This window comes from Streptomyces sp. NPDC025793 (assembly GCF_055558375.1).
In genome coordinates, this window is record NZ_JBVHMR010000008.1 from 69,691 (window position 1) to 92,213 (window position 22,523).

Consider the following 22,523-nt stretch of genomic DNA (forward strand, 5'->3'; position numbering starts at 1 on the left):
GCTCCCGTCCCGGGCAAATTCGCTGGCCCGGTCCGGGCCGCCTTGATAGGCATGGGCCATGGGGACAGAGCGGACAGATCACGCGACCGAGTTGACGGTGCTGCGGCCGGAGGACTTCGACCGCTGGTGGGACGGGCTGGTGCGGGCCTTCGGCGGGGTCGCCGCGGCCGAGGAGCGCGAACTGGACCGCTCCCTCACGGAGTTCGACCGCTCGCTGGCCGCCCTGGACGGGGACCAGATCGTCGGGACGGCCGGGGCGTTCAGCTTCCGGATGACCGTGCCGGGCGGTGCCGGGGTCCCGGCGGCCGGCGTGACCATGGTGAGCGTGGCGGCCACGCACCGGCGGCGCGGGGTGCTGACCTCCATGATGCGCCGGCAGCTGGACGACGTCCGTGCGCTGGGCGAGCCCCTGGCGGTCCTGTTCGCGTCCGAGCCGGCCATCTACGGCCGCTTCGGCTACGGCGCGGCGGCCCTCCAGCTGACGGCCGAGATCGACACGAGCCGGGTCTCGCTCACGCTGCCCGCCGGCACGGAGGACGTGCGGGTGCGGTACGCGGAGCCCGCCGACGTACTCGACGCGTGCGAGTCGGTGTACGCGGCCCTGGTGCCGGGCCGGCCCGGGATGCTGGCCCGGCAGCCGGGCTGGGAGCGGGTGGGTCTGCTGGACCCGGAGAGCGAGCGGGAGGGCGCGTCGGCGCTGCGGTGCGTGGTCGCGGAGCGGGACGGACGGATCACCGGGTACGCCCGCTACCGCACCAAGCTCGGCTGGGGGCCGGACGGGCACGACGGCACGGTGAAGCTGGAGGACCTGGCCGCGCTGGACCCGGCGACGGACGCGGCGCTGTGGCGCTTCCTGTTCGGCATCGACCTGATGTCGACGCTGAGCCTGCACGGGCGCCCCGTGGACGACGCCTGGCAGTACCTGGTGAGCGACATCCGCCGCTGCCGCCCGCGCCTGCGGGACTCCGGTCACGTCCGCCTGGTCGATGTCGCCGCGGCCCTGTCGGCCCGCACGTACCAGACCCCGCTGGACGTCGTGTTCGAGGTCGAGGACGCCTTCTGCCCCTGGAACGCGGGCCGTCTGCGGCTCGCGGGCGACCCGAAGGGCGCGTCCTGCGAGCGGACCACGGACGCCGCCGATCTCGCCCTGTCCGTACGGGAGTTGGGGGCAGCCTACCTCGGCGGCGTGAGCCTGCTGTCGCTCGCGCGCGCCGGGCGGGTGCAGGAGCTGCGGCCGGGGGCGCTCACGGAGGCGTCGGTGGCGTTCGGCTCACCGGTGCCGCCGTGGCTGCCGCACGGCTTCTGACGCCGCTGCCCGGTTCAGGGCTTCTGACAGGTGGGGCACCAGAAGAGGTTGCGGGCGGCGAGGCCGGCGGTGCGGATCTCGTCGCCGCAGACGTGGCAGGCCTGGGCGGCGCGGCGGTAGACGTACACCTCACCACCGTGGTCGTCCACGCGCGGCGGGCGGCCCATGGCCTCGGGGGTGTGCTCGGGCCGGACGGTGTCGATGCGGTTGTTCCGCACGCCCTCGCGCATCAGCGCGACGAGATCGCCCCAGACGGCGTCCCACTGCGCCGGGGTGATGTCCCGGCCCGCCCGGTAGGGGTCGATGCGGTGCCGGAAGAGGACCTCGGCGCGGTAGACGTTGCCGACGCCGGCGACGATCTTCTGGTCCATGAGCAGGGCGGCGATCGTCGTACGGCTGCGCGAGACACGGCGGTAGGCCGCGCTCGGGTCGGCGTCCTCGCGCAGCGGATCGGGGCCGAGGCGGTCGTGTACGGCGTCCTTCTCGGCGTCCGTGATCAGCGCGCACGTGGTCGGCCCGCGCAGGTCGACGTAGGCGGTGTCGTTGACGAGCCGGAGCCGGACGGTGTCGGTCGGCGGCGGTGCGGGGGCGCTGCCGAAGCCGACCTTGCCGAAGAGGCCGAGGTGGATGTGGACCCAGTCGGTGTCCCGGAAGCGGAGGAAGAGGTGCTTGCCGTGGGCTTCGGTGGCCGTCAGCGTGGCTCTGTCCAGCAGGGCGGCGGCGTCGGAGAACTTGCCCTGGGGGCTGGTCACCCGCGGGGCGGTGCCCCGGAAACGCTCGGCGTAGTCCTGGGCCAGCCGGTGAATGGTGTGCCCTTCCGGCAAGGCTGAGCTGTCCTTTCAGGGAGGACGGGGGGCCGGGGGGCCGGGGGCGGAGCCCCCGGGGGCCCTACTGCTGGGGGTGGTGGGCCGGGATCGGGGGCAGGTCGCCGGTCGTCTCGTAGGCCGACAGCATGTCGATGCGGCGGATGTGGCGCTCGTCGCCCGAGAACGGGGTGCCGAGGAAGGTCTCGACGAACTTCGTCGCCTCGTCCTGCGTGTGCATGCGCGCGCCCACCGCCACCACGTTGGCGTTGTTGTGCTGGCGGCCCAGCGACGCGGTCTCCTCGCTCCAGGCCAGCGCCGCCCGCACGCCCTTGACCTTGTTCGCGGCGATCTGCTCGCCGTTGCCGGAGCCGCCGATCACGATGCCGAGGGCCTCGGGGTCCGCGGCCGTACGCTCCGCCGCGCGGAGGCAGAAGGGCGGGTAGTCGTCCTGGGCGTCGTAGATGTGCGGCCCGCAGTCGACGGGCTCGTGCCCCGCCGCCTTGAGCCAGTCGACGAGGTGGTTCTTGAGTTCGTAGCCCGCATGGTCGGAGCCGAGGTACACGCGCATGCCATGAGTGTGACATGACCCATGCGGCGCAGCAGCCCCGGGTGCCGGGCCCCGGACGCGACCGCCGTTCAGTCCGAAATGTGTGAGCAAAACCATAGAACCTCAAGGGAACCTCAAGTAACGATCCCGTTTCAGAGGTTCCCGAATCCGTTCGCCTCCGATTCACTGGTCCGACTCGTACACCGCTCGTGCGAATTTGCTCCACACCTGGCGTAAAGGAAACCGTCCATGACCCCTGGTTCGGGACTCCAAGCAGGACTCAAGAACCGCCATCTGACGATGATCGCGATCGGTGGCGTCATCGGGGCCGGCCTCTTCGTCGGCTCCAGCTCCGGTATCGCGACCGCGGGACCCGGCATCCTCCTGTCGTACGCGCTCGTCGGCACCCTCGTCGTCCTCGTGATGCGGATGCTGGGCGAGATGTCCGCCGCGAACCCCACCTCCGGCTCCTTCTCCGCGCACGCCGACCGTGCGCTGGGCCGCTGGGCCGGCTTCTCCATCGGCTGGCTCTACTGGTTCTTCTGGGTCGTCGTGCTGGCCGTCGAGGGCACCGCAGGCGCCAAGATCCTCGCGGGCTGGGTGCCGGCCGTACCGCAGTGGGGCTGGGCGCTCATCGTGATGGCCGTGCTGACCGCGACCAACCTGGTCTCCGTCGGCTCCTACGGCGAGTTCGAGTTCTGGTTCGCCGGCATCAAGGTCGTGGCGATCGGCGCGTTCATCGTCATCGGTCTGCTGGCCGTGTTCGGCGTCCTGCCGGGCGCGCACACCGACAAGGCGTCCTTCGGGAACCTCACCAGCCACGGCGGCTTCCTGCCGCACGGTCCGGGCACGATCCTCACCGGTGTGCTGCTGGTCGTCTTCTCGTTCATGGGCAGCGAGATCGCCACCCTGGCGGCCGGCGAGTCGGAGAACCCGCAGCGCGCGGTCACCCAGGCCACCAACAGCATCATCTGGCGTATCGGCGTCTTCTACCTCGGCTCGATCCTCGTCGTGGTCTCGCTGCTGCCCTGGAACGACCCGTCCCTCGCGAAGCAGGGCTCGTACGTCGCCGCGCTGAACTCCCTCGGGATCGCGCACGCCGGCGAGATCATGAACGTCGTCGTGCTGACGGCGGTGCTGTCCTGTCTCAACTCCGGCCTGTACACCGCCTCCCGCATGGCGTTCTCGCTGGGCGAGCGCGGTGACGCGCCGAAGGCGTTCGCCCGTACCACCGCGCGCGGTGTGCCGATGGCGGCGATCCTGGCGTCGGTCGTCTTCGGCTTCGTGGCGGTCTTCTTCAACTACGCCTACCCGGACACCGTCTTCCTCTTCCTCGTCAACTCCTCGGGTGCGGTGGCCCTGTTCGTGTGGCTGGTCATCTGCTTCTCGCAGCTGCGGATGCGCAGGATCATCCAGCGGGAGGCGCCGGAGAAGCTCGTCGTGAAGATGTGGCTGTATCCGTACCTGACCTGGGTGACGGCCGCCTTCATCGTCTTCGTCCTCGGCTACATGCTGACCGACACCAAGGGCGAGAGCAGCGGCCGTACCACCGTGCTGCTGTCGTTGGGCGTGGCGGCGCTCGTGGTCGTCATCGCCGTGGTGAAGCAGAAGGTCGAGGCGGGCCGCGTCCCGGCCGCCGCCGTCGAGGAGGCCGAGAAGGTCACCACCGGCTGACGCCCCGCGCGAAGATCCGGTACATGGCCGCATAACCTGACGCCACCTGTCAGGTTATGCGGCCACACTGCGTTCCATGACCAACACCGCCTCCGCCTTCCTCCGCCCCGGCGACCGGGGATACGACGACGAACTCGCCGGTTTCCAGCTCGGTTTCGCCCAGCGGCCCGCGCTGATCGCCCCCGCCCGCTCGACGGCCGACGTCGTGGCCGCCGTACGCCACGCGGCCGCGCGCGGCATGCCCGTGGGCGTCCAGGCGACCGGGCACGGGCTGCCCGGCGGATACGAGGGCGGGCTGCTCGTGTCGACACGGCACATGGACGGGCTGACCGTCGACCCCGCGGCCCGTACCGTCCGGGTGCGGGCCGGGGTGCGCTGGGGGCAGGCGGTCGCGGCGGCCGAACCGTACGGGCCGGCGCCGTTGGGGGCACCTCCCACGCTTTAGGCAGTGGGGGAGGGTCGGCGCCGAGCGTGGGCGCGGTGTCGTACGCCCTCGGCGGCGGGCTCGGCATCCTGGCGCGGGAGTTCGGTTACGCGGCCGACCATGTGCGGTGGCTGGAGGTCGTCACCGCCGACGGCGAGGCGCGCCGGGTCACCCCGGAGGCGGACCCCGAGCTGTACTGGGCGCTGCTGGGCGCCGGGCAGAACCTCGGCGTCGTCACCGAGCTGGAGATCGGGCTCGTCCCGGTGCGCACCCTGTACGGCGGTTCGCTCGCCTTCGACGGGCGGGTGGTGGACCCGGCGGCCGCGCTGCGCGCGTACGAGGCCTGGACCCGGACGGTGCCGGACGGGCTGACCTCGTCCTTCGCCGCCGTCCCCCACCCGGATCTGCCCGCACTGCCCCCGCACCTGCGCGGGACGTACGTCGTCTCGATCCGGGTGGCCCACACCGGCGCCGACGGGGACGCCCTGGTCGCCCCGCTGCGGGAGATCGGGCCGGCGCTGTCGGACACGCTGCGCACGATGCCGTACGCCGAGAGCCACACCATCCACAGCGACCCGGACTTCCCGCACGCCTACCACGGCGACAGCGCGGTGCTGCGGGACCTTGACGTCGAGCGGGCCGGGGAGTTGCTGCGGGCGACCGGGCCCGGGGCGCCCGCGACGTGTGTCGTGCAGGTCAACCATCTCGGCGGGGCGCTGGCCCGGCCGGCGCCGAACGCCGTGCCGTGGCGCGAGGGGCGGTTCCTGGTGCGGCTGCTGACGGCCGGCGAGCGGGCGCGGTCGCTGCTGGACCCGGCGTTCGCACTGCTGGCCGAGGACACCCTCGGGCGGTCGCTCAACTTCGCCTTCGGGGCGGGCGACCGGAGCGCGGGCCTGTATGACCCCGATACGCGAAAGAGGCTCGCCCGGGTCAAGGAGACGTACGACCCGGCGAACCTCTTCCGCAGGAACTCGGCGTCAGCGCTGCTTGTTGACGACCTTCCAGGCGGTGGGCAGTACGCCCATCGCCAGGGCGGCCTTGAGGGCGTCGCCGATCAGGAACGGGGTGAGGCCGGCGGCGACGGCCTGGGAGAGGGAGAGGTGGGCCGCCAGGGCCAGGTAGGGCACGCCGACGGCGTAGATGATCGCCTCGCCGAGGACCATCGTGCCCGCCATCCGCAGCGGGGAGCGGTCGGCGCCGCGCCGGGCCAGGGCACCGACGGCGGCCGAGGCGAGCAGCATGCCGAGGACATAGCCGAAGGAGACCGCGCCCGCGCCGGAGCCGCCCTGCGCGAACCACGGCACACCGGCCACGCCCGCGAGCGCGTACAGAGCGAGGGACAGGAAGCCGCGGCGGGCGCCGAGCGTGGTGCCGACGAGCAGCGCGGCGAAGGTCTGGCCGGTCACCGGCACCGGGGAGTGCGGCACCGGGACGGCCACCTGGGCGGCGATGCCGGTGAGTACGGCGCCGCCGACGACGAGGGCCGCGTCGCGGACACGGGACGCCGGAAGCAGGTCGGCGAGGACGGCGCCGGGGCGGGCGAGGGCGGTGGCGGTGCTCATGGGGACTCCGCGGGTGAGTGGGCGGGCAGGCGGGAACATCGTGACGCTATACCGCGCCGCTCGCGTCGATCACCGTCATCGGTCGACAAAGGCCCCCGCCGGGCGTTGGTGGGCTCCGTACAAAGGATGCGGGTTACACCGGCTACGGCGTGATGCCGGTCACTGAGGTGGAGACGCCCGACTCACTTCCCCACGGCGGACCGGGACTGTGGGCTCCCGCCAAAGCCCCGGCCGATACGCCGAGTCCCCGGACCCCCGCGGGGCCCGTCTCGCCCGTCGGTCGTGCTCTGGGCAGCGCGGGGGCGTTTTGCTAGCTTCGCTCACATGGTTGCCCAGGCCCGGTACTTCACGTCGCGTCGCTACGTCGACCTGCGACGCCAGGGCGCGGCCACCTGTCGCCGCCCGGGTTAGGGGCGCGCTCGGCACGCCCCGCCCTCCCGCGACGTGTCGGCCCCCGTTCCCGAGGACGGTCCTCCATGCCCCGTACCGCGGTGTCCACCCTCGACTCGCCCGTTCCGCACCCGCCCGTCCCGCGGGCCGCCGACAGCGACCGGCGGCGTACCAGCGCCAGTGTCGTCCTGCGGTCCGTGCTGGAGCACGGACCGGTGGCGCGCAGCACCGTCGCCCGGCTGACCGGGTTGTCGCCGGCGTCGGTGACCGAGCACTGCGCCCGGCTCGCCGGCCTCGGCCTGATCCGGGAGTCCGCCGTGCCGCGCCGCTCGAACGGGGTCGGCCGGCCGCACGTCCCCGTCGATCTGGACGACACCGGGTTCCTGGTCGGCGGGGTGCACGTGGCCGTGCCGTACACCACGGTCGCCCTGCTGGACCTGCGCGGCCGGGTGGTGGCCCGGCACGAGCTGAAGCACGAACGCACCGAGCCCGGCCCGGTGTTGGCGCGGGCCGCCGAGGGGCTCGCGGGGCTGCTGGCCGGGGTACCGGGCCGGCGGGCGCTCGGGGTCGGGGTGGCCGTCGGCGGCTGGGTGGACCGGGCGACGGGCACGGTGGTGGAGCACGAGCTGCTGGGCTGGCGGGAGGTGCCGGTGCGGGAGCTGCTCGGCGCGCGCACCGGGCTCCCGGTCCATGTGGACGGGCACGCGCGGGCGTTGGTGAACGGGGAGCGGCTGTTCGGGCGGGCCCGGGGCAGCGGGAGCGTGCTGCATCTGTTCGTGGGCAACGTGGTCGACGCGGCCTTCGCCACCCATGACGAGGTGCACCACGGGCCGCGTTCGGCGGCCGGGGCGATCGCGCATCTGCCGCTGCCGGGCGGCAGCGAGCCCTGCCCGTGCGGCCGCACGGGCTGCCTCCAGGTGGAGCTGAGCGAGCGGACGCTGTGCCGGCGGGCCCGGGCGGCCGGGGTGACCGACTCGGTGAATCCGATGCACGTGGTGGCCGCGGCGGCGGCCGGGGACGCGGTGGCCCGGCGGCTGCTGGTGGAGCGGGCCCGGATGACGGGGCGGGCGGCCGGGCTGCTGCTGGACGTGCTCAACCCGGAGACCGTCGTGGTCACCGAGGTGGGCGTGATCCATTTCGAGGACTGCCTGAGCGCGCTCAGAGAATCGGCCGGAATACGTCGTACGGCGGCCGTACTGCCCACGAGTTTCCCGGATTCCGTGCTGGCGGTCGCCGGCGGGTCAGTGGCCCTCGACATGCTCTTCCGCGATCCACTGGGCACATCACCTGGGGCTATTTAATTCAGAAACTCGGAATGTTGACAGGGGTCGACCATGGCCAGGAACATGCTGGTCATGGACCCGCTCAGGAGTTGTCGCACCCTCTGTTGCTGACACATTGCCGCGCATGAAGCGCGTGTTGCCCGCTGTGCGAGCCTTTCTCCCTCCGGCCTGTCTTCCCGGAATTCCTGCTGCGTTTCCCCTCTTTTCCCTTGGGAGTTCTCCCATGCACCGTCGTGTCTTTCTCTCCTCCTTGCTGGGCGCGTCAGCGGCCGTGGCAGGCCTCAGCGGCTGCGCCAAGGGCGAGGCCTCCGCCGAGACCAAGGGCGCCGCCACCAGGCCGCTCGCCGACAAGGTCCCGGCCGGGACCAGCCTGAAGATCGCCTCCTACCTGGGACAGCAGCAGCTCCAGTTCCGGCTGGCGAAGCTGCCCGAGCTGCCGTTCACCGTGTCGAACTGGCTGAACATCGGGGCCGGTCCGGACGTCATCAACGCCTTCCGCGCCGGGTCCCTGGACCTCGCCAACAATGCGGGCATCCCGCCCATCCAGGCGCACTACCAGGGCTACGCCGCGAAGATCGTGGCGATCGACCTCACCCGCAGGCCGAACTACCTCTTCGCCACCAGGCCCGGCAGCGACATCCGTACGACCGCCGACTTCAAGGGCAAGCGGCTCGCCTTCTCCCAGGGCCAGGCGCAGGGGGTCGTCCTGCTGCGGGCGCTGAAGCAGGCGGGTCTGGCGTACGACGAGGTGAAGCTGGTCCCGCTGACCAGCAACCAGTTCTTCACCGCCCTCCAGTCCGGCCAGGTGGACGTGGCCCCGCTCGCCAACAGCCAGGCACCCGCCTACCTGAAGCAGTACGGCCCCAAGGGCGCCCGCGCCGTCGACACGGACGTCGTCGACCTGCTCAACCTGCTGTGGGCGCCGCAGTCCGTGCTGAACGACCCCGCCAAGGCCGCCGCGATCGCCGCGTACATCCCGCAGTGGGCGCAGGGCCAGGTGTGGGCGCACGAGCACCCGGACGAATGGAACGAGGAGTTCTACGTCAAGACGCAGAACCTGACCCTGGCGCAGGCGCAGGGCATCACCAAGCTGGCCAACAAGCCGCTGTTCCCGCCCCGTTGGGACGAGGCGATCAGGTGGGAGCAGGAGACCGCCGACCTGCTCGCCGAGGGCGGGTTCGTGAAGAAGTTCGACGTCTCCTCGCTCTTCGACCACCGCTTCGAGTCGATCGCCGCCAAGGCCGTACCCGAGGAGTACCGGAAATGACCGCCGTGACCACGACGACCGCCGTCCCGGCGGCCCAGGCCCGGGAACTCCCCCAGGTCCGGCGGCGCCGCCGGCTCTCCCCCGGTCGCCGGCTGCCCGCCGCCCGGCTGGTCGGCCCCCTGCTCGTCCTGGTGCTCTGGGCCGCCGCCTCCGCCGCCGGAACCCTCGACGCGAGCGCCATACCAGCGCCCTGGACGGTACTGCGGACCGCCGGTCACCTGTGGACCGACGGCACGCTGTCCACCGACGTCCTGACCTCCCTGAGGCGCGCCGCGTACGGCTTCGCGATCGGGCTCGCGGCAGGCGTACTGCTCGCGCTCGCCGCCGGGCTCAGCCGGACCGGGGAGGCACTGATCGACGGGACCGTGCAGCTCAACCGGGCGGTCCCGACCCTCGGCCTGATCCCGTTGTTCATCCTCTGGCTGGGCATCGGGGAGACCTTCAAGGTCGCGATCATCGCGATCGTCGTCTACATCCCGGTCTATCTGAACACGCATGCCGCGCTGGCCGGCATCGACAGCCGGTACGTCGAACTCGCCGAGGTGCAGGGCCTGTCGAGGCTCGCCTTCGTCCGCCAGGTGGTGATCCCCGGCGCGCTGCCCGGATTCTTCGTGGGACTCCGGCTCGGGGTGACCGGCTCCTGGCTGGGCCTGGTGGTGCTGGAGCAGATCAACGCCACCAGCGGCCTCGGCTACCTGATGTTCCAGGCGCAGAACTACGGCCAGACCGACGTGATCCTGGTCGGGCTCCTGATCTACGGCGTCTTCGGCCTGGTCTCCGACAGCGCGGTCCGACTCGTCGAACGGAGGGTGCTGTCATGGCGCCGCACACTGAGCAGCTGACCCGTCCCGCCGTACGGCTCGCGGGTCTGACCCGGTCGTTCGGCGGGCGCACGGTCCTCGACGGCATCGATCTCGAACTGCCCGCCGGACAGTTCACGGCCCTGCTCGGGCACAGCGGCTCGGGCAAGTCCACGCTGCTGCGGGCGATCGCGGGGCTGGACCACGGGGTCGCGGGCGGCGGGCGGCTCACGGCGCCGGAGCGGGTGTCGGTCGTCTTCCAGGACGCCCGGCTGCTGCCCTGGCGCCGGGTGTTGGACAACGTGCTGCTGGGCACCGACGGCAAGGACGCCGCCGAGCGGGGCCGGGCCGCCCTCGCGGAGGTCGGGCTGAAGGGGCGCGAGCGGGCCTGGCCGGGCGAGCTGTCCGGCGGCGAGGCCCAGCGGGCCGCGCTCGCCCGCTCCCTGGTCCGTGAGCCCGAACTGCTCCTGGCCGACGAGCCGTTCGGCGCGCTGGACGCGCTGACCCGGATCAGGATGCACGCCCTGCTGCGCGACCTGTGGCAACGGCACCGGCCGTCCGTGCTGCTGGTCACCCACGACGTGGACGAGGCGATCGTGCTCGCCGACCGGGTCCTCGTCCTCGACCGTGGCCGCATCGGCCTCGACCTGACCATCGACCACCCCCATCCGCGCTCGTACCGCGAGCCGGTCCTGGGCGAGTACCGCGAGCGGCTGCTGGCCGCCCTGGGTGTCACGGAGGACCACCGGTGACGGACAGAAAGCTCCACCTGAACGCGTTCCTGATGAACACCGGGCACCACGAGGCGTCGTGGCGGCTGCCGGAGAGCGACCCGTACGCGCACGTCGACCTCCGGCACTACGTACGACTCGCGCAGATCGCCGAGCGCGGCACCTTCGACTCGCTCTTCCTCGCCGACGGCCCCCAGCTGTGGGGCAACCTCGCCCAGCGCCCGGCCGGCGCCCTGGAACCGCTGACCCTGCTGACCGCGCTGGCGACGGCGACCGAACACATCGGCCTGATCGCCACCGCCTCCACCTCCTACAACTCCCCCTACAACCTGGCCCGGAAGTTCGCCTCGCTGGACATCATCAGCGGCGGCCGGGCCGGGTGGAACATCGTCACCACGGCGGGAGCGGAGGCTGCCCGCAACTTCGGGCTCGACGCGGAGCCCGCGCACGCCGAGCGGTACGCCCGCGCCGCCGAGTTCCTCGACGTGGCGCTGAAGTTGTGGGACAGCTGGGAGGACGACGCGATCGTCGCCGACAAGGCGGCCGGCGTCTGGGGCGACGACAGCAAGATCCATCCGCCCGCGCACCAGGGCCCGTACTTCAGCGTCGCCGGCGCCCTCAACGTCCCGCGCTCGCCCCAGGGTTACCCCCTGCTCGTGCAGGCGGGGTCGAGCGAGGACGGCAAGGCGTTCGCGGCCCGGTACGCGGAGGCGGTCTTCACCGCGCAGCAGACCCTCGCCGACGCGCAGGCCTTCTACGCCGACCTCAAGTCCCGGACGGAGCGGGCGGGCCGCGCCCCCGGACACATCAAGGTGCTGCCCGGGATCGTGCCCGTCCTCGGCTCGACGGAGGCGCAGGCGCGGGCGGCCGAGCGGCTGCTGGAGGACCACATCGTGTACGACCACGGGGTGGCCCGGCTGGAGAACCTGCTGAGACTCCCCGCCGGGGCGCTGGAGCTGGATGCCGGACTGCCCGCCGATCTGCCGCCCGAGTCGGCCATCGAGGGCGCCAGGAGCCGCTACACGCTCGTGGTCGAACTGGCCCGGCGCGAGCGCCTCACCGTCCGGCAGCTGATCGGACGGCTCGGCGGCGGGCGCGGGCACCTCACCTTCGCCGGCACGCCCGAGCAGGTCGCCGACCGGATCGAGACCTGGTTCACGCAGGGCGCCGCCGACGGCTTCAACATCATGCCCCCGGTGCTGCCCTCCGGCCTGGACGCGTTCGTCGAGCACGTCGTACCGATCCTGCGCGCCCGAGGTCTGTTCCGCGACGAGTACGGCCCCCGGCAGACCCTCCGTGAGCGCTACGGCCTGCCCCGCCCCGCCAATCAGTACCTGACCCCCGCTCCCGCCCTCGCCTGACATCCGAAAGGAACCGTCCATGTCCCTCCAGATCACCAAGGTCACCGCCCGCGTCGGCGCCCGTGTCTCGGGCGTCGACATCACCCGGCCCCTCGCCCCGGAGGAGGTCACCGCGATCCGCGAGGCCCTGAACGCCCACAAGGCGCTCGTCTTCGACGCGGGCGACCTCGACGACGCCGGCCAGCAGGCCTTCGCCCGGCACTTCGGGGACCTGACCACCGCCCACCCGACGGTCGGCGCGGTCGACGGCGCGCCGAACGTGCTGCCCGTGGACAGCGAGCAGGGCCGGGCCAACCACTGGCACACCGACGTCACCTTCGTCCTCAACCCGCCGCAGGCCAGCACCCTGCGCTCGATCACGATCCCGCCGTACGGCGGCGAGACCCTGATCGCGAACGCGGCCGCCGCCTACCGCGACCTGCCCGAGCCGCTGCGCCGTCTCGCCGACACCCTGTGGGCCGAGCACACCAACGACTACGACTACGCGGTGCCGGACGAGGAGATCGACGCGGAGCAGGCGGCCCAGCGCGCCCGGTTCACGTCCATCACGTACCGCACCGCGCACCCGGTGGTCCGCGTGCACCCGCTGACCGGCGAGCGCGGCCTGTTCGTCGGCGGGTTCGCGCAGCGGATCGTGGGCCTGTCCGTCGGCGAGTCCCGCAAGGTGCTCGACCTGCTCCAGGCGTACGTCACCCGCCCGGAGAACGTGCTGCGCCACCGCTGGGCGGAGAACGAACTGGTCCTGTTCGACAACCGGATCACCCAGCACTACGCCATCGACAACTACGACGGCCTGCCGCGCCGGCTGCACCGGGTGACCGTCGCCGGTGACGTCCCGGTCGGTGTCGAGGGGAAGGAGAGCTACTCGATCGAGGGCGACGCCTCGCACTACACACCGGTGCTCGCGGCGGCGTGACCGTCCGGACACCCTCCGTACGGGGGGTGTCCGGATACTGGGCGGCTCCTTCGCCTCAGCGGACGGGCCGCCCAGACTGGCGGGGTTTTTGCCCGCCCATTACAGGGGGAGAGCCGCGCCCATGCCCGCACCGGAACCGACGACGAAGACGCCGCCCCAGCAACAGGGTGGCGCCTCTCTCTCGCACGGCCTCAAACAGCGCCATCTGTCGATGATCGCCCTCGGCGGGGTGATCGGCGCGGGTCTGTTCGTCGGCTCCGGCGCGGGCATCGCCGCCGCCGGACCGTCCATCGTCATCGCCTACACGGTCTCCGGCCTCCTCGTGATGCTGGTGATGCGGATGCTGGGCGAGATGTCGGCCGCCTACCCGTCCTCGGGTTCCTTCTCGGCGCACGCAGAGCGGGCGATCGGCCCGTGGGCGGGCTTCGCCGCCGGCTGGTCCTTCTGGATCCTGCTGTGCACGGCCGTCGGCCTGGAGGGCATCGGCGCGGCCCACATCGTCTCCGGCTGGCTGCCCGGCACGCCCGAGTGGCTGTGGGTGGCCCTGTTCATGGTCGTCTTCTGCGGGACGAACCTGGCCGCCGTGAAGAACTTCGGCGAGTTCGAGTTCTGGTTCGCCACGCTGAAGGTCGGCGCGATCTCCCTCTTCCTGGTCCTCGGCGTGCTGGCCATCGCGGGCGTCCTGCCCGGCACGGACGCGCCGGGCACCGCGAACCTGTCCGACTTCTTCCCGCACGGCAGCAACGGCCTGATCATCGGCCTGCTCGCGTCCGTCTTCGCCTACGGCGGCCTGGAGACGGTCACCATCGCGGCGGCCGAGTCGGAGAACCCGGTGCGGGGAGTGGCGTCCGCCGTCCGTACGGCGATGTGGCGCATCGCGCTGTTCTACATCGGCTCGATGGCGGTCGTGGTCACCCTGGTCCCCTGGAACTCGGGGGCGGTCGTCTCCGAGGGTCCCTACGTCGCCACGCTCGACCACCTGGGCATCCCCGGCGCGGGCCGGCTGATGAACGTGGTCGTCCTGGTCGCCCTGCTCTCCGCGATGAACGCCAACATCTACGGCGCCTCGCGCATCGCCTACTCCCTGGTCGACCGCGGCCAGGGCCCGAAGGTGCTGGCGAAGCTGTCCGGCGGCGTCCCGCGCGTAGCGGTGCTGACCTCCTCCGTGCTGGGCTTCGTGTGCGTGCTGCTCAGCTACTGGCGGCCGAACGACATCTTCAAGTGGCTGCTGAACATGATCGGCGCGGTCATCCTGGTCGTCTGGATCTTCATCGCCGTCTCCCAGCTGCTGCTGCGCCGCCGCATCGAACGCGAGAGCCCCGAGAAGCTGGTCGTCCGCATGTGGGCGTTCCCCGTCCTCACCTGGGTCGCCCTGGCCGGCATGGCCGCGATCTTCGTCCTGATGGCCCGCGAGGCGGACACCCGCGTCCAGCTGTACTTCACCGGCGGCATGACGGCGGTGCTGGCGGGCGTGGGCTACGCCCGCCAGAAGATGCGGGCCAAGGCCGGCTGACGCCTCCGCCCGCCCGCCGAGGCCCCCGCGTGCGACACGCGGGGGCCTTTCTGTTGCCCCCACACTCTTGTTGCTAACCTGTACTTGCAAGTAACTTGCAATAAGGTTCCGGAGGGGATCACCATGCCCGTCTACACGCTGCCCGACCTGCCGTACGACTACTCCGCGCTCGCCCCCGTGATCAGCCCGGAGATCATCGAGCTGCACCACGACAAGCACCACGCGGCCTATGTGAAGGGCGCCAACGACACCCTGGAGCAACTGGCGCAGGCGCGGGACGAGGAGAGCTGGGGCTCGGTCAACGGGCTGGAGAAGAACCTGGCCTTCCACCTCTCCGGGCACATCCTGCACAGCGTCTACTGGCAGAACATGACCGGCCCGAAGGAGGGCGGCGGGGAGCCGCTCGCGGCCGACGGGGTGGGCGAGCTGGCCGAGGCGATCAAGGAGTCCTTCGGATCCTTCGCCGCGTTCCGGACCCAGTTGTCCAAGGCCGCGGCCACCACCCAGGGCTCCGGCTGGGGTGTGCTGGCGTACGAGCCGCTGAGCGGGCGGCTGATCGTCGAGCAGGTCTACGACCACCAGGGCAACGTCGGCCAGGGTTCGACCCCGGTCCTGGTCTTCGACGCCTGGGAGCACGCCTTCTACCTCCAGTACCGGAATCAGAAGGTCGACTTCGTCGAAGCGATGTGGGCCGTCGTCAACTGGCAGGACGTGGCCCGGCGTTACGAGGCAGCGAAGTCCCGCGCGAACGCGCTGCTGCTCGCCCCCTGAGCCCCCTGAGCCCCCGGGCTCCCTGATCGTCCTGCCTCGTGATCGTCTTCTCACCCTTCACGACGGCGGGCGGATGAGAGAGGACCCCCGCGAGGACGTGACTCGCGGGGGTCCTCCCCTGCCGCTACCTGTTACCTGTTCACAGGTTGCTGAAGTCCGGGCCCTTGGTGCGGGTCCGCTTGATCTCGTAGAAGCCCGGCACCGACGCCACGGCGACCGTGCCGTCCCACAGTCGGGCCGCCTCCTCGCCCTTCGGGGCGGGGGTGACGACCGGGCCGAAGAAGGCGATCTGCTCGCCGCCGGGGCCCGGGACCGCGATGACCGGGGTGCCGACGTCCTGGCCGACCTTGTCGATGCCCTCCTGGTGGGAGGCGCGCAGCTCGGCCTCGTAGGGGGTCGAGTCCCAGTGGTCCATGAGGGATTCGGGCAGCCCGACGTCCTTCAGGGCGGCCGCCACGGTCGACTTCTCCGGGCCCTCCTCCTGGTTGTGGATGCGGGTGCCGAGCGCGGTGTAGAGGTCGCCGAGCACCTCCGGGCCGTGCTCCTGCTGGGCCGCGATGACGACGCGGACCGGACCCCACGCCTTGGTCTCCAGCAGCTCCCGGTACTCCTCGGGCAGTTCGTCGAGCCTGTTCTCGTTGAGTACGCCGAGGCTCATCAGGTGCCAGCGGACCTCGATGTCCCGGACCTTCTCCACCTCCAGCACCCAGCGGGAGGTCATCCAGGCCCAGGGGCACAGCGGGTCGAACCAGAAGTCGACGGGCGTCCTGCCGGTCGACGGCGCGGTCTCGGACATGGCTCTCCTCAGCGAAACGGTCATTCAGCGAAACGGTCTTTTGAAGCCTCAACAAGGTCAACGACACCGATGCGGTAGGGATTCCCCGCTGCCCCCTGTCAGGGGCACATGGCAGGATCGGCCCTGTCCACATACCGAACACCAGCCAAGGAGTGCCGCCCGTGCCCGGTGAGAATCTGTCCCGCGACGAGGCCCGGGAGCGGGCCGCCCTGCTGTCGGTCGACGGGTACGACGTGTCCCTGGACCTGCGGTCCGCCGTCGGCGACGGGGACGAGGGGCCGGAGGGCCGGGCAGGAGCGCCGCGCACGTTCCGCTCGGTGACCACGATCCGCTTCCGCTGCAGCGAGCCGGGCGCCGCGAGCTTCGCCGATCTGGTCGCGCCGAGCGTGACGTCGGTGTCGCTCAACGGCCGGGACCTGGACCCGGGCGAGGTCTTCGACGGCGCGCGGATCCTCCTGGAGGACCTGGCTGCGGAGAACGAGCTGGTGGTGGACGCCCGGTGCGCCTACTCCCGCACCGGCGAGGGCCTGCACCGCTTCGTCGACCCCGAGGACGGCGAGGTCTACCTCTACACGCAGTACGAGCCGGCCGACTCCCGCCGGGTGTTCGCGAACTTCGAGCAGCCGGACCTGAAGGCGCCGTACCGCTTCGAGGTCCAGGCACCCGAGGGCTGGACGGTGTGGAGCAACGGCGCGGGCGAACTGGCCGACGGCGTCTGGAAGTTCGCGGAGACCAAGCCGATCTCGACGTACATCACGTGCGTGGTGGCGGGGCCGTACCACTACGTGACCGACTCCTACACCCGCACCTTCGAGGACGGCTCCAAGCTGGAGATCCCGCTCGGCGCGATGTGCCGCAGGGGGCTCGCCCCGCACTTCGACGCCGACGACGTCTTCCTGGTCACCAAGCAGGGCCTGGACTTCTTCCACGACCACTTCGACTACCCGTACCCGTTCGGGAAGTACGACCAGGCCTTCGTGCCCGAGTACAACCTGGGCGCGATGGAGAACCCGGGTCTGGTGACCTTCCGCGAGGAGTACATCTTCCGCGGCAAGGTGACGCAGGCGTCGTACGAGGCACGGTCCAACGTCGTCCTGCACGAGATGGCGCACATGTGGTTCGGCGACCTGGTCACCATGGAGTGGTGGGACGACCTGTGGCTGAAGGAGTCCTTCGCGGACTTCATGGGCACGTTCGCCAACGTCGGCGCGACCCGCTTCACCGATGCCTGGATCACCTTCGCCAACCGCCGCAAGGCGTGGGCGTACCGCGCCGACCAGCTGCCCTCCACGCATCCGGTCACGGCGGACATCCGTGACCTGGAGGACGCCAAGCTGAACTTCGACGGCATCACCTACGCCAAGGGTGCCTCGGTGCTCAAGCAACTGGTGGCGTACGTCGGCCAGGACGCGTTCCTGGAGGGCGCCCGCCGCTACTTCAAGCGGCACGCGTACGGCAACACGCGCCTCGGCGACCTGCTGTCGGCGCTCGGCGAGACCAGCGGCCGGGACATGTCGGCGTGGGCGCGCTCCTGGCTCCAGACGGCCGGGGTGAACTCGCTGACCCCGCAGGTGCTGCTCGAAGACTCCCGCGTCCGTGAGCTCGCGGTGGTGCAGGAGGCGCCCGCGACCCACCCCGAACTGCGTCCGCACCGGGTCGCGGTCGGGCTGTACCGGCGTACGGCCGAGGGCGCGCTGGAGCGGTACGCGCGCGTGGAGACCGACGTGGAGGGCCCGCGCACGGTCGTCCCGGAGCTGGCGGGCGCCGACACCCCGGACCTGGTCCTGGTCAACGACGACGACCTGACGTACTGCAAGATCCGCTTCGACACGGCCTCGCTGGACACCCTGCGCGGCCACCTGGGCGAGCTGACGGACCCGCTGGCGCGGGCGCTGTGCTGGTCGGCGCTGTGGAACATGACGCGGGACGCGCTGCTGCCGGCGCGGGACTTCATCGCGCTGGTGCTGAGGTTCGCGGGCCGGGAGTCCGACATCGGCGTGCTCCAGATGCTGCACGCGTGGGCGGAGTCGGCGGCGGTGCACTACACCGCGCCCGGGCGGCGCGCGGAGGCCGGGCGGGAGCTGTGCCGGGGCGCCTCGGCCGAGCTGTACGCCGCCGAGCCGGGCAGCGAGCACCAGCTGGCGTGGGCGCGGTTCTACGCGCGCGTGGCCGACGTGCCGGAGGCGTTCGAGCTGCTGACCGGGCTGCTGGACGGCACGACGGCGATCGACGGTCTGGAGGTGGACCAGGAGCTGCGCTGGGCGTTCCTGGAGCCGCTGGCCGCGCACGGCGTGGCGGACGAGCCGGTGCTGGCGGCCGAACTGGCCCGCGACGACACGGCGTCCGGCAAGCGCCACCAGGTCCGCTGCCTCGCGGCCCGCCCGTCGGCGGCGGTCAAGGCGCAGGCGTGGGCGCAGGTCGTGGAGTCCGACGCGCTGTCGAACGCGCTGGTGGAGGCGACGATCGCGGGCTTCGACCAGGCCTCGCAGCGGGAGCTGACCGCGCCGTACGCCGAGAAGTACTTCGCGGCGATCGAGCGGGTGTGGCGGGAGCGGTCGATCCAGATCGGCATGGACGTCGTACGGGGTCTGTTCCCGGCGCTCCAGGACCGGCCTCAGACGCTGGCGGCGACGGACACCTGGCTTCAGGAGCACCGGGACGCGGCCCCGGCGCTGCGCCGGCTCGTCCTGGAGGCGCGGGACGACCTGGCGCGGGCGCTGCGCGCACAGGAGTGCGACGCGGCGGCCGGCACCCGCTGAGCCTTGGCCTGAGCTTGCCCGGTAGGTGACCGTTACGAAATTCGGTCAAGCGCAGCCGTAACCCCTGGTCCGCACCCATTCGGACCAGGTGTTTTCGCTGCCTATTCGGCACCCGAACACCTGACCTTTAGTCCCGGCTTGTCCGCATTCTTCGACGGCCGTGTAACAGCGGTTAAAGGGGGGACGAGACGCGGGAATGCCGACGCCATGACGCACAACACCCCGCTCTCCCCCCGCCCCCTCCGTCATCTCTCCCAGGCCCACCGCCGCGTCATGACGGCGGGCCGGCTGCGCGCCCACGGCGTGACGACGGCCGAGCTGAACGAGCAGTGCCGCCCCGGCGGCCCCTGGCAGCAACTGCTCCCGCACGTGGTCCTCCTCCACCCCGGCCCGCCCACGGGCGAGGAGTGGCTGCACGGGGCCCTGCTGTACGCGGCCCGCGAGCACGCGCCCGACAAGACGCCGGGCGTGCCGTCCCAGCCGACGCCGCGGGACGCCCACCGCCCGGCCTATCCCGAGGTGGTGATCACCGGTCTCGCCGCACTGGCCCTGTACGGCTTCTCGGCCACTCCGCCGCTGACCTCCCTGGACCACGTGCACGTCCTCGTCCCGCGCCGGCGTCGGCTGCGCTCCGCGGGCTACGTCCGCATCCTGCGCACCCCCGCCCTGCCCACGCCCCGCACGGTGACGGGCCTGCCGGTGGCCCCGGTGCCCCGGGCGCTGGCGGACGCGGTCGCGGAGCTGACCGACGGACAGACGGTACGGCGGCTGCTGACCGAGGCGGTGCGCGGCGGCCACTGCGAACCGGCGGCGGTGGTACGGGAGTTGACCCATGCGAAGCTGCTGAACCTCCCCCATGTGATCGACGCCGTGGACTCCCTGCTGGCGGAGGGCCGCTCGATCGCCGAGGACCGCCTGTACCGGATGGTCCGCGACCACGCCCTGCCCGACCCGGTCTGGAACGTCGACCTGCGCCTGCCCGGCGGCCCGCACCTCGGCGGCCTGGACGCGTACTGGCCCGACCAGGCGGTGGCGGTCGAGCTGGACACCAGGGCGCCCCGCCAGGACGACGACGCGCTCTGGTCGGAGTACACCCGCAAGCGCGAGCACCTGGAGCGCCTCGGGATCACGGTCGTGTACGTCACGCCGAAAAAGCTCCGCGAGTCGCCGGAGCAGCAGGCGACGGTGATCCGTACGGCCCTGATGGCGTCCGCCGACCGCGACCCGGCCGCGTACGTCCTGGTGCTCCCCCGGTAGTGACGGACCGGAGGAGCACCGACGGGGGAGGCAGGAGGGGAGAGGAGGGGCCACCGGACGGACTCCGGTGGCCCCTCCTCGGCGTTTCGTGACGCTCCGCTCTCACCCGGCCGGCCGAGCCGGGCGGGCGGTGCCGGCGGGGCCGCGGTACACCGGGACGTATGCGACACACCCGGATGGCCGCATGCTGCTCCGCCCTCCTGCTCGCCACGGCCTGCCTCGCCACCGCCCCCGCCACGGCGCAGGGCGCGCCCCGGACGCCGGCCCCGGGCTACGTGGCCCTCGGCGACTCCTACTCCTCCGGCGTCGGCGCGGGTGACTACCTCCCCGGCCGCACGGAGTGCAAGCGCAGCAGCCGGTCGTACCCGATGCTGTGGGCGGCGGCGCACCACGCGGCGTCCTTCGCCTTCCCCGCGTGCAACGGTGCCAAGGTGGGCGACGTCCTGACCGGCCAGCTCGGCGCGCTCGGCCCCGGTACCCGGCTGGTCACCCTCACCGTCGGCGGCAGCGACGTGGGCTTCGGCTCCGCGATGGCGATCTGCGCGCTGGGCGGCCCCGTCCCCTGTCTCGCGGCCGTCTCCCAGGCGCGGGCCGTCATGGCGGACGCCCTCCCGCACGGCCTGGACCGGCTCTACTCGGCCATCCGGGACCGGGCGCCCGCCGCGCGCGTCGTGGTGCTCGGCTATCCGCACCTGTACCACCTCCAGGGCACCTGCCGAAGCGGCCTCCAGGACGCCGAGCGTGCCGCCATCGACAGCGCCGTGGACCGGCTGGACGCCGTGATCGCCGGGCGCGCGGCCGGCCACGGGTTCTCCTTCGCCGACGTCAGGGCCGCCTTCGCCGGCCACGAGATCTGCTCCCGCAGCCCCTGGCTGCACAGCGTCGACCCGTTCGCGCTGACCGAGTCGTACCACCCGACGGCACCGGGCCAGGCACGCGGCTACTTCCCGGCCCTCGACCGGCTCTCCTGAGCCGTTGCAGGGCCCTCCTACAGCTCGTCCGGCAGCTCCTGATGCGGATCGAGGCCGAGGCCGTCGCCGGGCAACGGGCCCTGGAGCAGGCCGGGTTCACTCGCGAGGGCGTACCGCGCGGCATCGTCCTCCGGTACCGGCAGGGGCGTGACGGCGTCGAGCAGGGTCGCGTACGCCGCGATCATCCTCGTCCGGCTGAAGCGCTCGCGGCTCAGTTCCAGGGCCGGCGCGAGGTCGGCGCGGCTGGTGATCGCGGCGGACCAGGCCAGGGCGATCGCGGCCGGGTCCGGCGGGGTGACGAAGCCGAGGCCCTCGACGATCGACGCGCTGTCGCCGACGTCGGTCGTCACCGGGACCGCGCCGCACATCATGCCCTCGATCAGGCACAGCGGGGCCGCCTCGCCGGAGACGGAGGTCAGGGCGACGACGTCGGCACCGGCGTACACGGCCTCCATGTCGTGCCGGACGCCGAGGAGCCCGATCCGCTCCGCCAGGTGCCGGTCCTCGCCGAACGCGACCTCGATGTCGGCCCGCAGGGCGGGGTTCTCGCCGGTCATGCCCGCCCCGCACATCAGCACGTGGCCCTCGGGTTCGCGGGCCAGCCAGGTGCGGGCGGCGGCGAGGAGGAGCGGGACGTTCTTCATCGGGGCGTACCGGGCCGCGAAGACGATCACCGGGGCCGGGCCGGCGATCCCGAGAGACGCCCGGAAGGCGAGGCGCGCCGCCGGGTCCGGGCGGTACCTCAGCAGGTCCACCCCGTTGGGGATCACGTGCAGCAGGGCGGCCGGGATGCCCGCCGCCTCGTACGCCGCCCGGGTCGACTCGGCGCAGCACACGCACGCCACGACCGTGCCGTCCGCGATGGCGTCCGTCAGCTCGTCCAGCGCGGGCCCCTGGTTCTCCGGGTCGGAGCGGTGCAGGGCCACGACGACCGGGCGGCGGGGCAGACCGGCCTGGTTGAGCAGCGCCAGCGGCTGCTCCTTCAGCGACAGGATGACGTCCGCGCCCGCCATCGCACGGGCCGTTTCGGCCAGCTCCGGGCCGCTGAAAACGTTCGCCGCCAGCGCCCCGTCCACCAGCCCGGCGCTGCGGCCGAGCGAGGTGACGCCGACCCCGGCGGCTGTCAGCGCCCGGTAGCAGGCGTCGTCCTCCATGCGCTGCCGAGTGGCCTCGCGGCGCACCTCGCCATGGATGCTCAGCACCCGGTGGGACTGGCCGCCCTCGGCCAGTCCCAGTACGACGTCGCTGTGCACGATCCGGGCGCCTCCGGAGAAGAAGCCCTCGTAGACCGACAGCACCCGCAGTCCGTGCGTGGAGCGCAAACGACCACCCGCCTTGCATCAACGATCGAGAAGATCGAGCCATCCCCGTGAACAGCGGGTTAGCCGA

The 22,523-nt window shown here is 72.1% G+C and carries 18 protein-coding genes and 1 pseudogene; 14 read left to right on the top strand and 5 right to left on the bottom strand.

Annotated features, from left to right (window positions below; genetic code table 11):
* Positions 1-58 precede the first annotated feature (58 nt).
* Positions 59-1,306 (top strand): GNAT family N-acetyltransferase, encoded by a 1,248-nt coding sequence (locus tag ACZ4MF_RS17700; protein ID WP_467492890.1) that lies wholly within the window; start codon positions 59-61, stop codon positions 1,304-1,306.
* A 14-nt stretch (positions 1,307-1,320) separates the two neighbouring features.
* On the opposite strand, the gene ACZ4MF_RS17705 is transcribed toward ACZ4MF_RS17700, so the two are convergent.
* Positions 1,321-2,130, bottom strand: coding sequence for an Fpg/Nei family DNA glycosylase (locus ACZ4MF_RS17705; RefSeq protein WP_467492891.1), 810 nt, complete (start codon positions 2,128-2,130; stop codon positions 1,321-1,323).
* A gap of 64 nt (positions 2,131-2,194) precedes the next feature.
* Positions 2,195-2,680 carry a ribose-5-phosphate isomerase gene (locus ACZ4MF_RS17710; RefSeq protein ID WP_376285556.1) on the bottom strand — a complete coding sequence of 162 codons (486 nt, stop codon included), beginning with the start codon at positions 2,678-2,680 and terminating at the stop codon, positions 2,195-2,197.
* A 228-nt stretch (positions 2,681-2,908) separates the two neighbouring features.
* Here ACZ4MF_RS17710 and ACZ4MF_RS17715 point away from each other — a divergent pair, with 228 nt between their 5' ends.
* Both ACZ4MF_RS17715 and ACZ4MF_RS17720 read left to right on the top strand, forming a co-directional pair.
* Positions 2,909-4,333 carry an amino acid permease gene (locus tag ACZ4MF_RS17715; protein WP_467492892.1) on the top strand — a complete coding sequence of 475 codons (1,425 nt, stop codon included), beginning with the start codon at positions 2,909-2,911 and terminating at the stop codon, positions 4,331-4,333.
* Positions 4,334-4,409: 76 nt separating this feature from the next.
* Positions 4,410-5,728, top strand: a pseudogene (locus tag ACZ4MF_RS17720) (FAD-binding oxidoreductase); the annotation flags it as partial.
* A 6-nt stretch (positions 5,729-5,734) separates the two neighbouring features.
* Here ACZ4MF_RS17720 and ACZ4MF_RS17725 read toward each other — a convergent pair.
* Complete coding sequence (locus ACZ4MF_RS17725; protein WP_467493086.1) at positions 5,735-6,319, bottom strand: biotin transporter BioY; 585 nt, start codon at positions 6,317-6,319, stop codon at positions 5,735-5,737.
* Between the two features lie 476 nt (positions 6,320-6,795).
* On the opposite strand from ACZ4MF_RS17725, the gene ACZ4MF_RS17730 reads away from it, so the two are divergent.
* The 8 genes from ACZ4MF_RS17730 to ACZ4MF_RS17765 all read left to right on the top strand — a co-directional run bounded on the left by ACZ4MF_RS17730 (position 6,796) and on the right by ACZ4MF_RS17765 (position 15,351).
* Positions 6,796-8,010 carry an ROK family protein gene (locus tag ACZ4MF_RS17730; protein ID WP_467492893.1) on the top strand — a complete coding sequence of 405 codons (1,215 nt, stop codon included), beginning with the start codon at positions 6,796-6,798 and terminating at the stop codon, positions 8,008-8,010.
* Between the two features lie 205 nt (positions 8,011-8,215).
* Complete coding sequence (locus ACZ4MF_RS17735) at positions 8,216-9,259, top strand: ABC transporter substrate-binding protein (protein WP_467492894.1); 1,044 nt, start codon at positions 8,216-8,218, stop codon at positions 9,257-9,259.
* Positions 9,256-10,101, top strand: coding sequence for an ABC transporter permease (locus ACZ4MF_RS17740; RefSeq protein ID WP_467492895.1), 846 nt, complete (start codon positions 9,256-9,258; stop codon positions 10,099-10,101). Before ACZ4MF_RS17735 ends, ACZ4MF_RS17740 begins: the two co-directional genes overlap by 4 nt.
* Complete coding sequence (locus ACZ4MF_RS17745) at positions 10,077-10,811, top strand: ABC transporter ATP-binding protein (protein WP_467492896.1); 735 nt, start codon at positions 10,077-10,079, stop codon at positions 10,809-10,811. Before ACZ4MF_RS17740 ends, ACZ4MF_RS17745 begins: the two co-directional genes overlap by 25 nt.
* Positions 10,808-12,151 carry an LLM class flavin-dependent oxidoreductase gene (locus ACZ4MF_RS17750; protein ID WP_467492897.1) on the top strand — a complete coding sequence of 448 codons (1,344 nt, stop codon included), beginning with the start codon at positions 10,808-10,810 and terminating at the stop codon, positions 12,149-12,151. The genes ACZ4MF_RS17745 and ACZ4MF_RS17750 overlap by 4 nt, the downstream gene beginning before the upstream one ends.
* Positions 12,152-12,170: 19 nt before the next feature.
* The gene (locus ACZ4MF_RS17755) at positions 12,171-13,067 is read left to right on the top strand and encodes a TauD/TfdA dioxygenase family protein (protein WP_467492898.1); all 897 of its coding nucleotides are present in this window, start codon (positions 12,171-12,173) and stop codon (positions 13,065-13,067) included.
* Positions 13,068-13,188: 121 nt separating this feature from the next.
* Positions 13,189-14,580 (top strand): amino acid permease, encoded by a 1,392-nt coding sequence (locus ACZ4MF_RS17760; protein WP_467492899.1) that lies wholly within the window; start codon positions 13,189-13,191, stop codon positions 14,578-14,580.
* Positions 14,581-14,703: 123 nt separating this feature from the next.
* Complete coding sequence (locus tag ACZ4MF_RS17765; protein ID WP_467492900.1) at positions 14,704-15,351, top strand: superoxide dismutase; 648 nt, start codon at positions 14,704-14,706, stop codon at positions 15,349-15,351.
* Positions 15,352-15,490: 139 nt separating this feature from the next.
* Here ACZ4MF_RS17765 and ACZ4MF_RS17770 read toward each other — a convergent pair whose 3' ends face one another.
* The gene (locus ACZ4MF_RS17770; protein WP_356022830.1) at positions 15,491-16,147 is read right to left on the bottom strand and encodes a mycothiol-dependent nitroreductase Rv2466c family protein; all 657 of its coding nucleotides are present in this window, start codon (positions 16,145-16,147) and stop codon (positions 15,491-15,493) included.
* A gap of 161 nt (positions 16,148-16,308) precedes the next feature.
* Between ACZ4MF_RS17770 and pepN the strand changes: the two genes are divergently transcribed.
* The 3 genes from pepN (at position 16,309) to ACZ4MF_RS17785 (ending at position 21,134) form a co-directional block, all read left to right on the top strand.
* Complete coding sequence (gene pepN, locus ACZ4MF_RS17775) at positions 16,309-18,906, top strand: aminopeptidase N (protein ID WP_467492901.1); 2,598 nt, start codon at positions 16,309-16,311, stop codon at positions 18,904-18,906.
* A 207-nt stretch (positions 18,907-19,113) separates the two neighbouring features.
* Positions 19,114-20,163 (top strand): hypothetical protein, encoded by a 1,050-nt coding sequence (locus tag ACZ4MF_RS17780; RefSeq protein ID WP_467492902.1) that lies wholly within the window; start codon positions 19,114-19,116, stop codon positions 20,161-20,163.
* Between the two features lie 161 nt (positions 20,164-20,324).
* Positions 20,325-21,134, top strand: coding sequence for an SGNH/GDSL hydrolase family protein (locus ACZ4MF_RS17785; protein ID WP_467492903.1), 810 nt, complete (start codon positions 20,325-20,327; stop codon positions 21,132-21,134).
* Between the two features lie 17 nt (positions 21,135-21,151).
* Here the strand turns inward: ACZ4MF_RS17785 and ACZ4MF_RS17790 are convergent, their stop codons facing one another.
* Positions 21,152-22,432 (bottom strand): glycosyltransferase, encoded by a 1,281-nt coding sequence (locus ACZ4MF_RS17790; RefSeq protein ID WP_467493087.1) that lies wholly within the window; start codon positions 22,430-22,432, stop codon positions 21,152-21,154.
* Between the last annotated feature and the right edge of the window lie 91 nt (positions 22,433-22,523).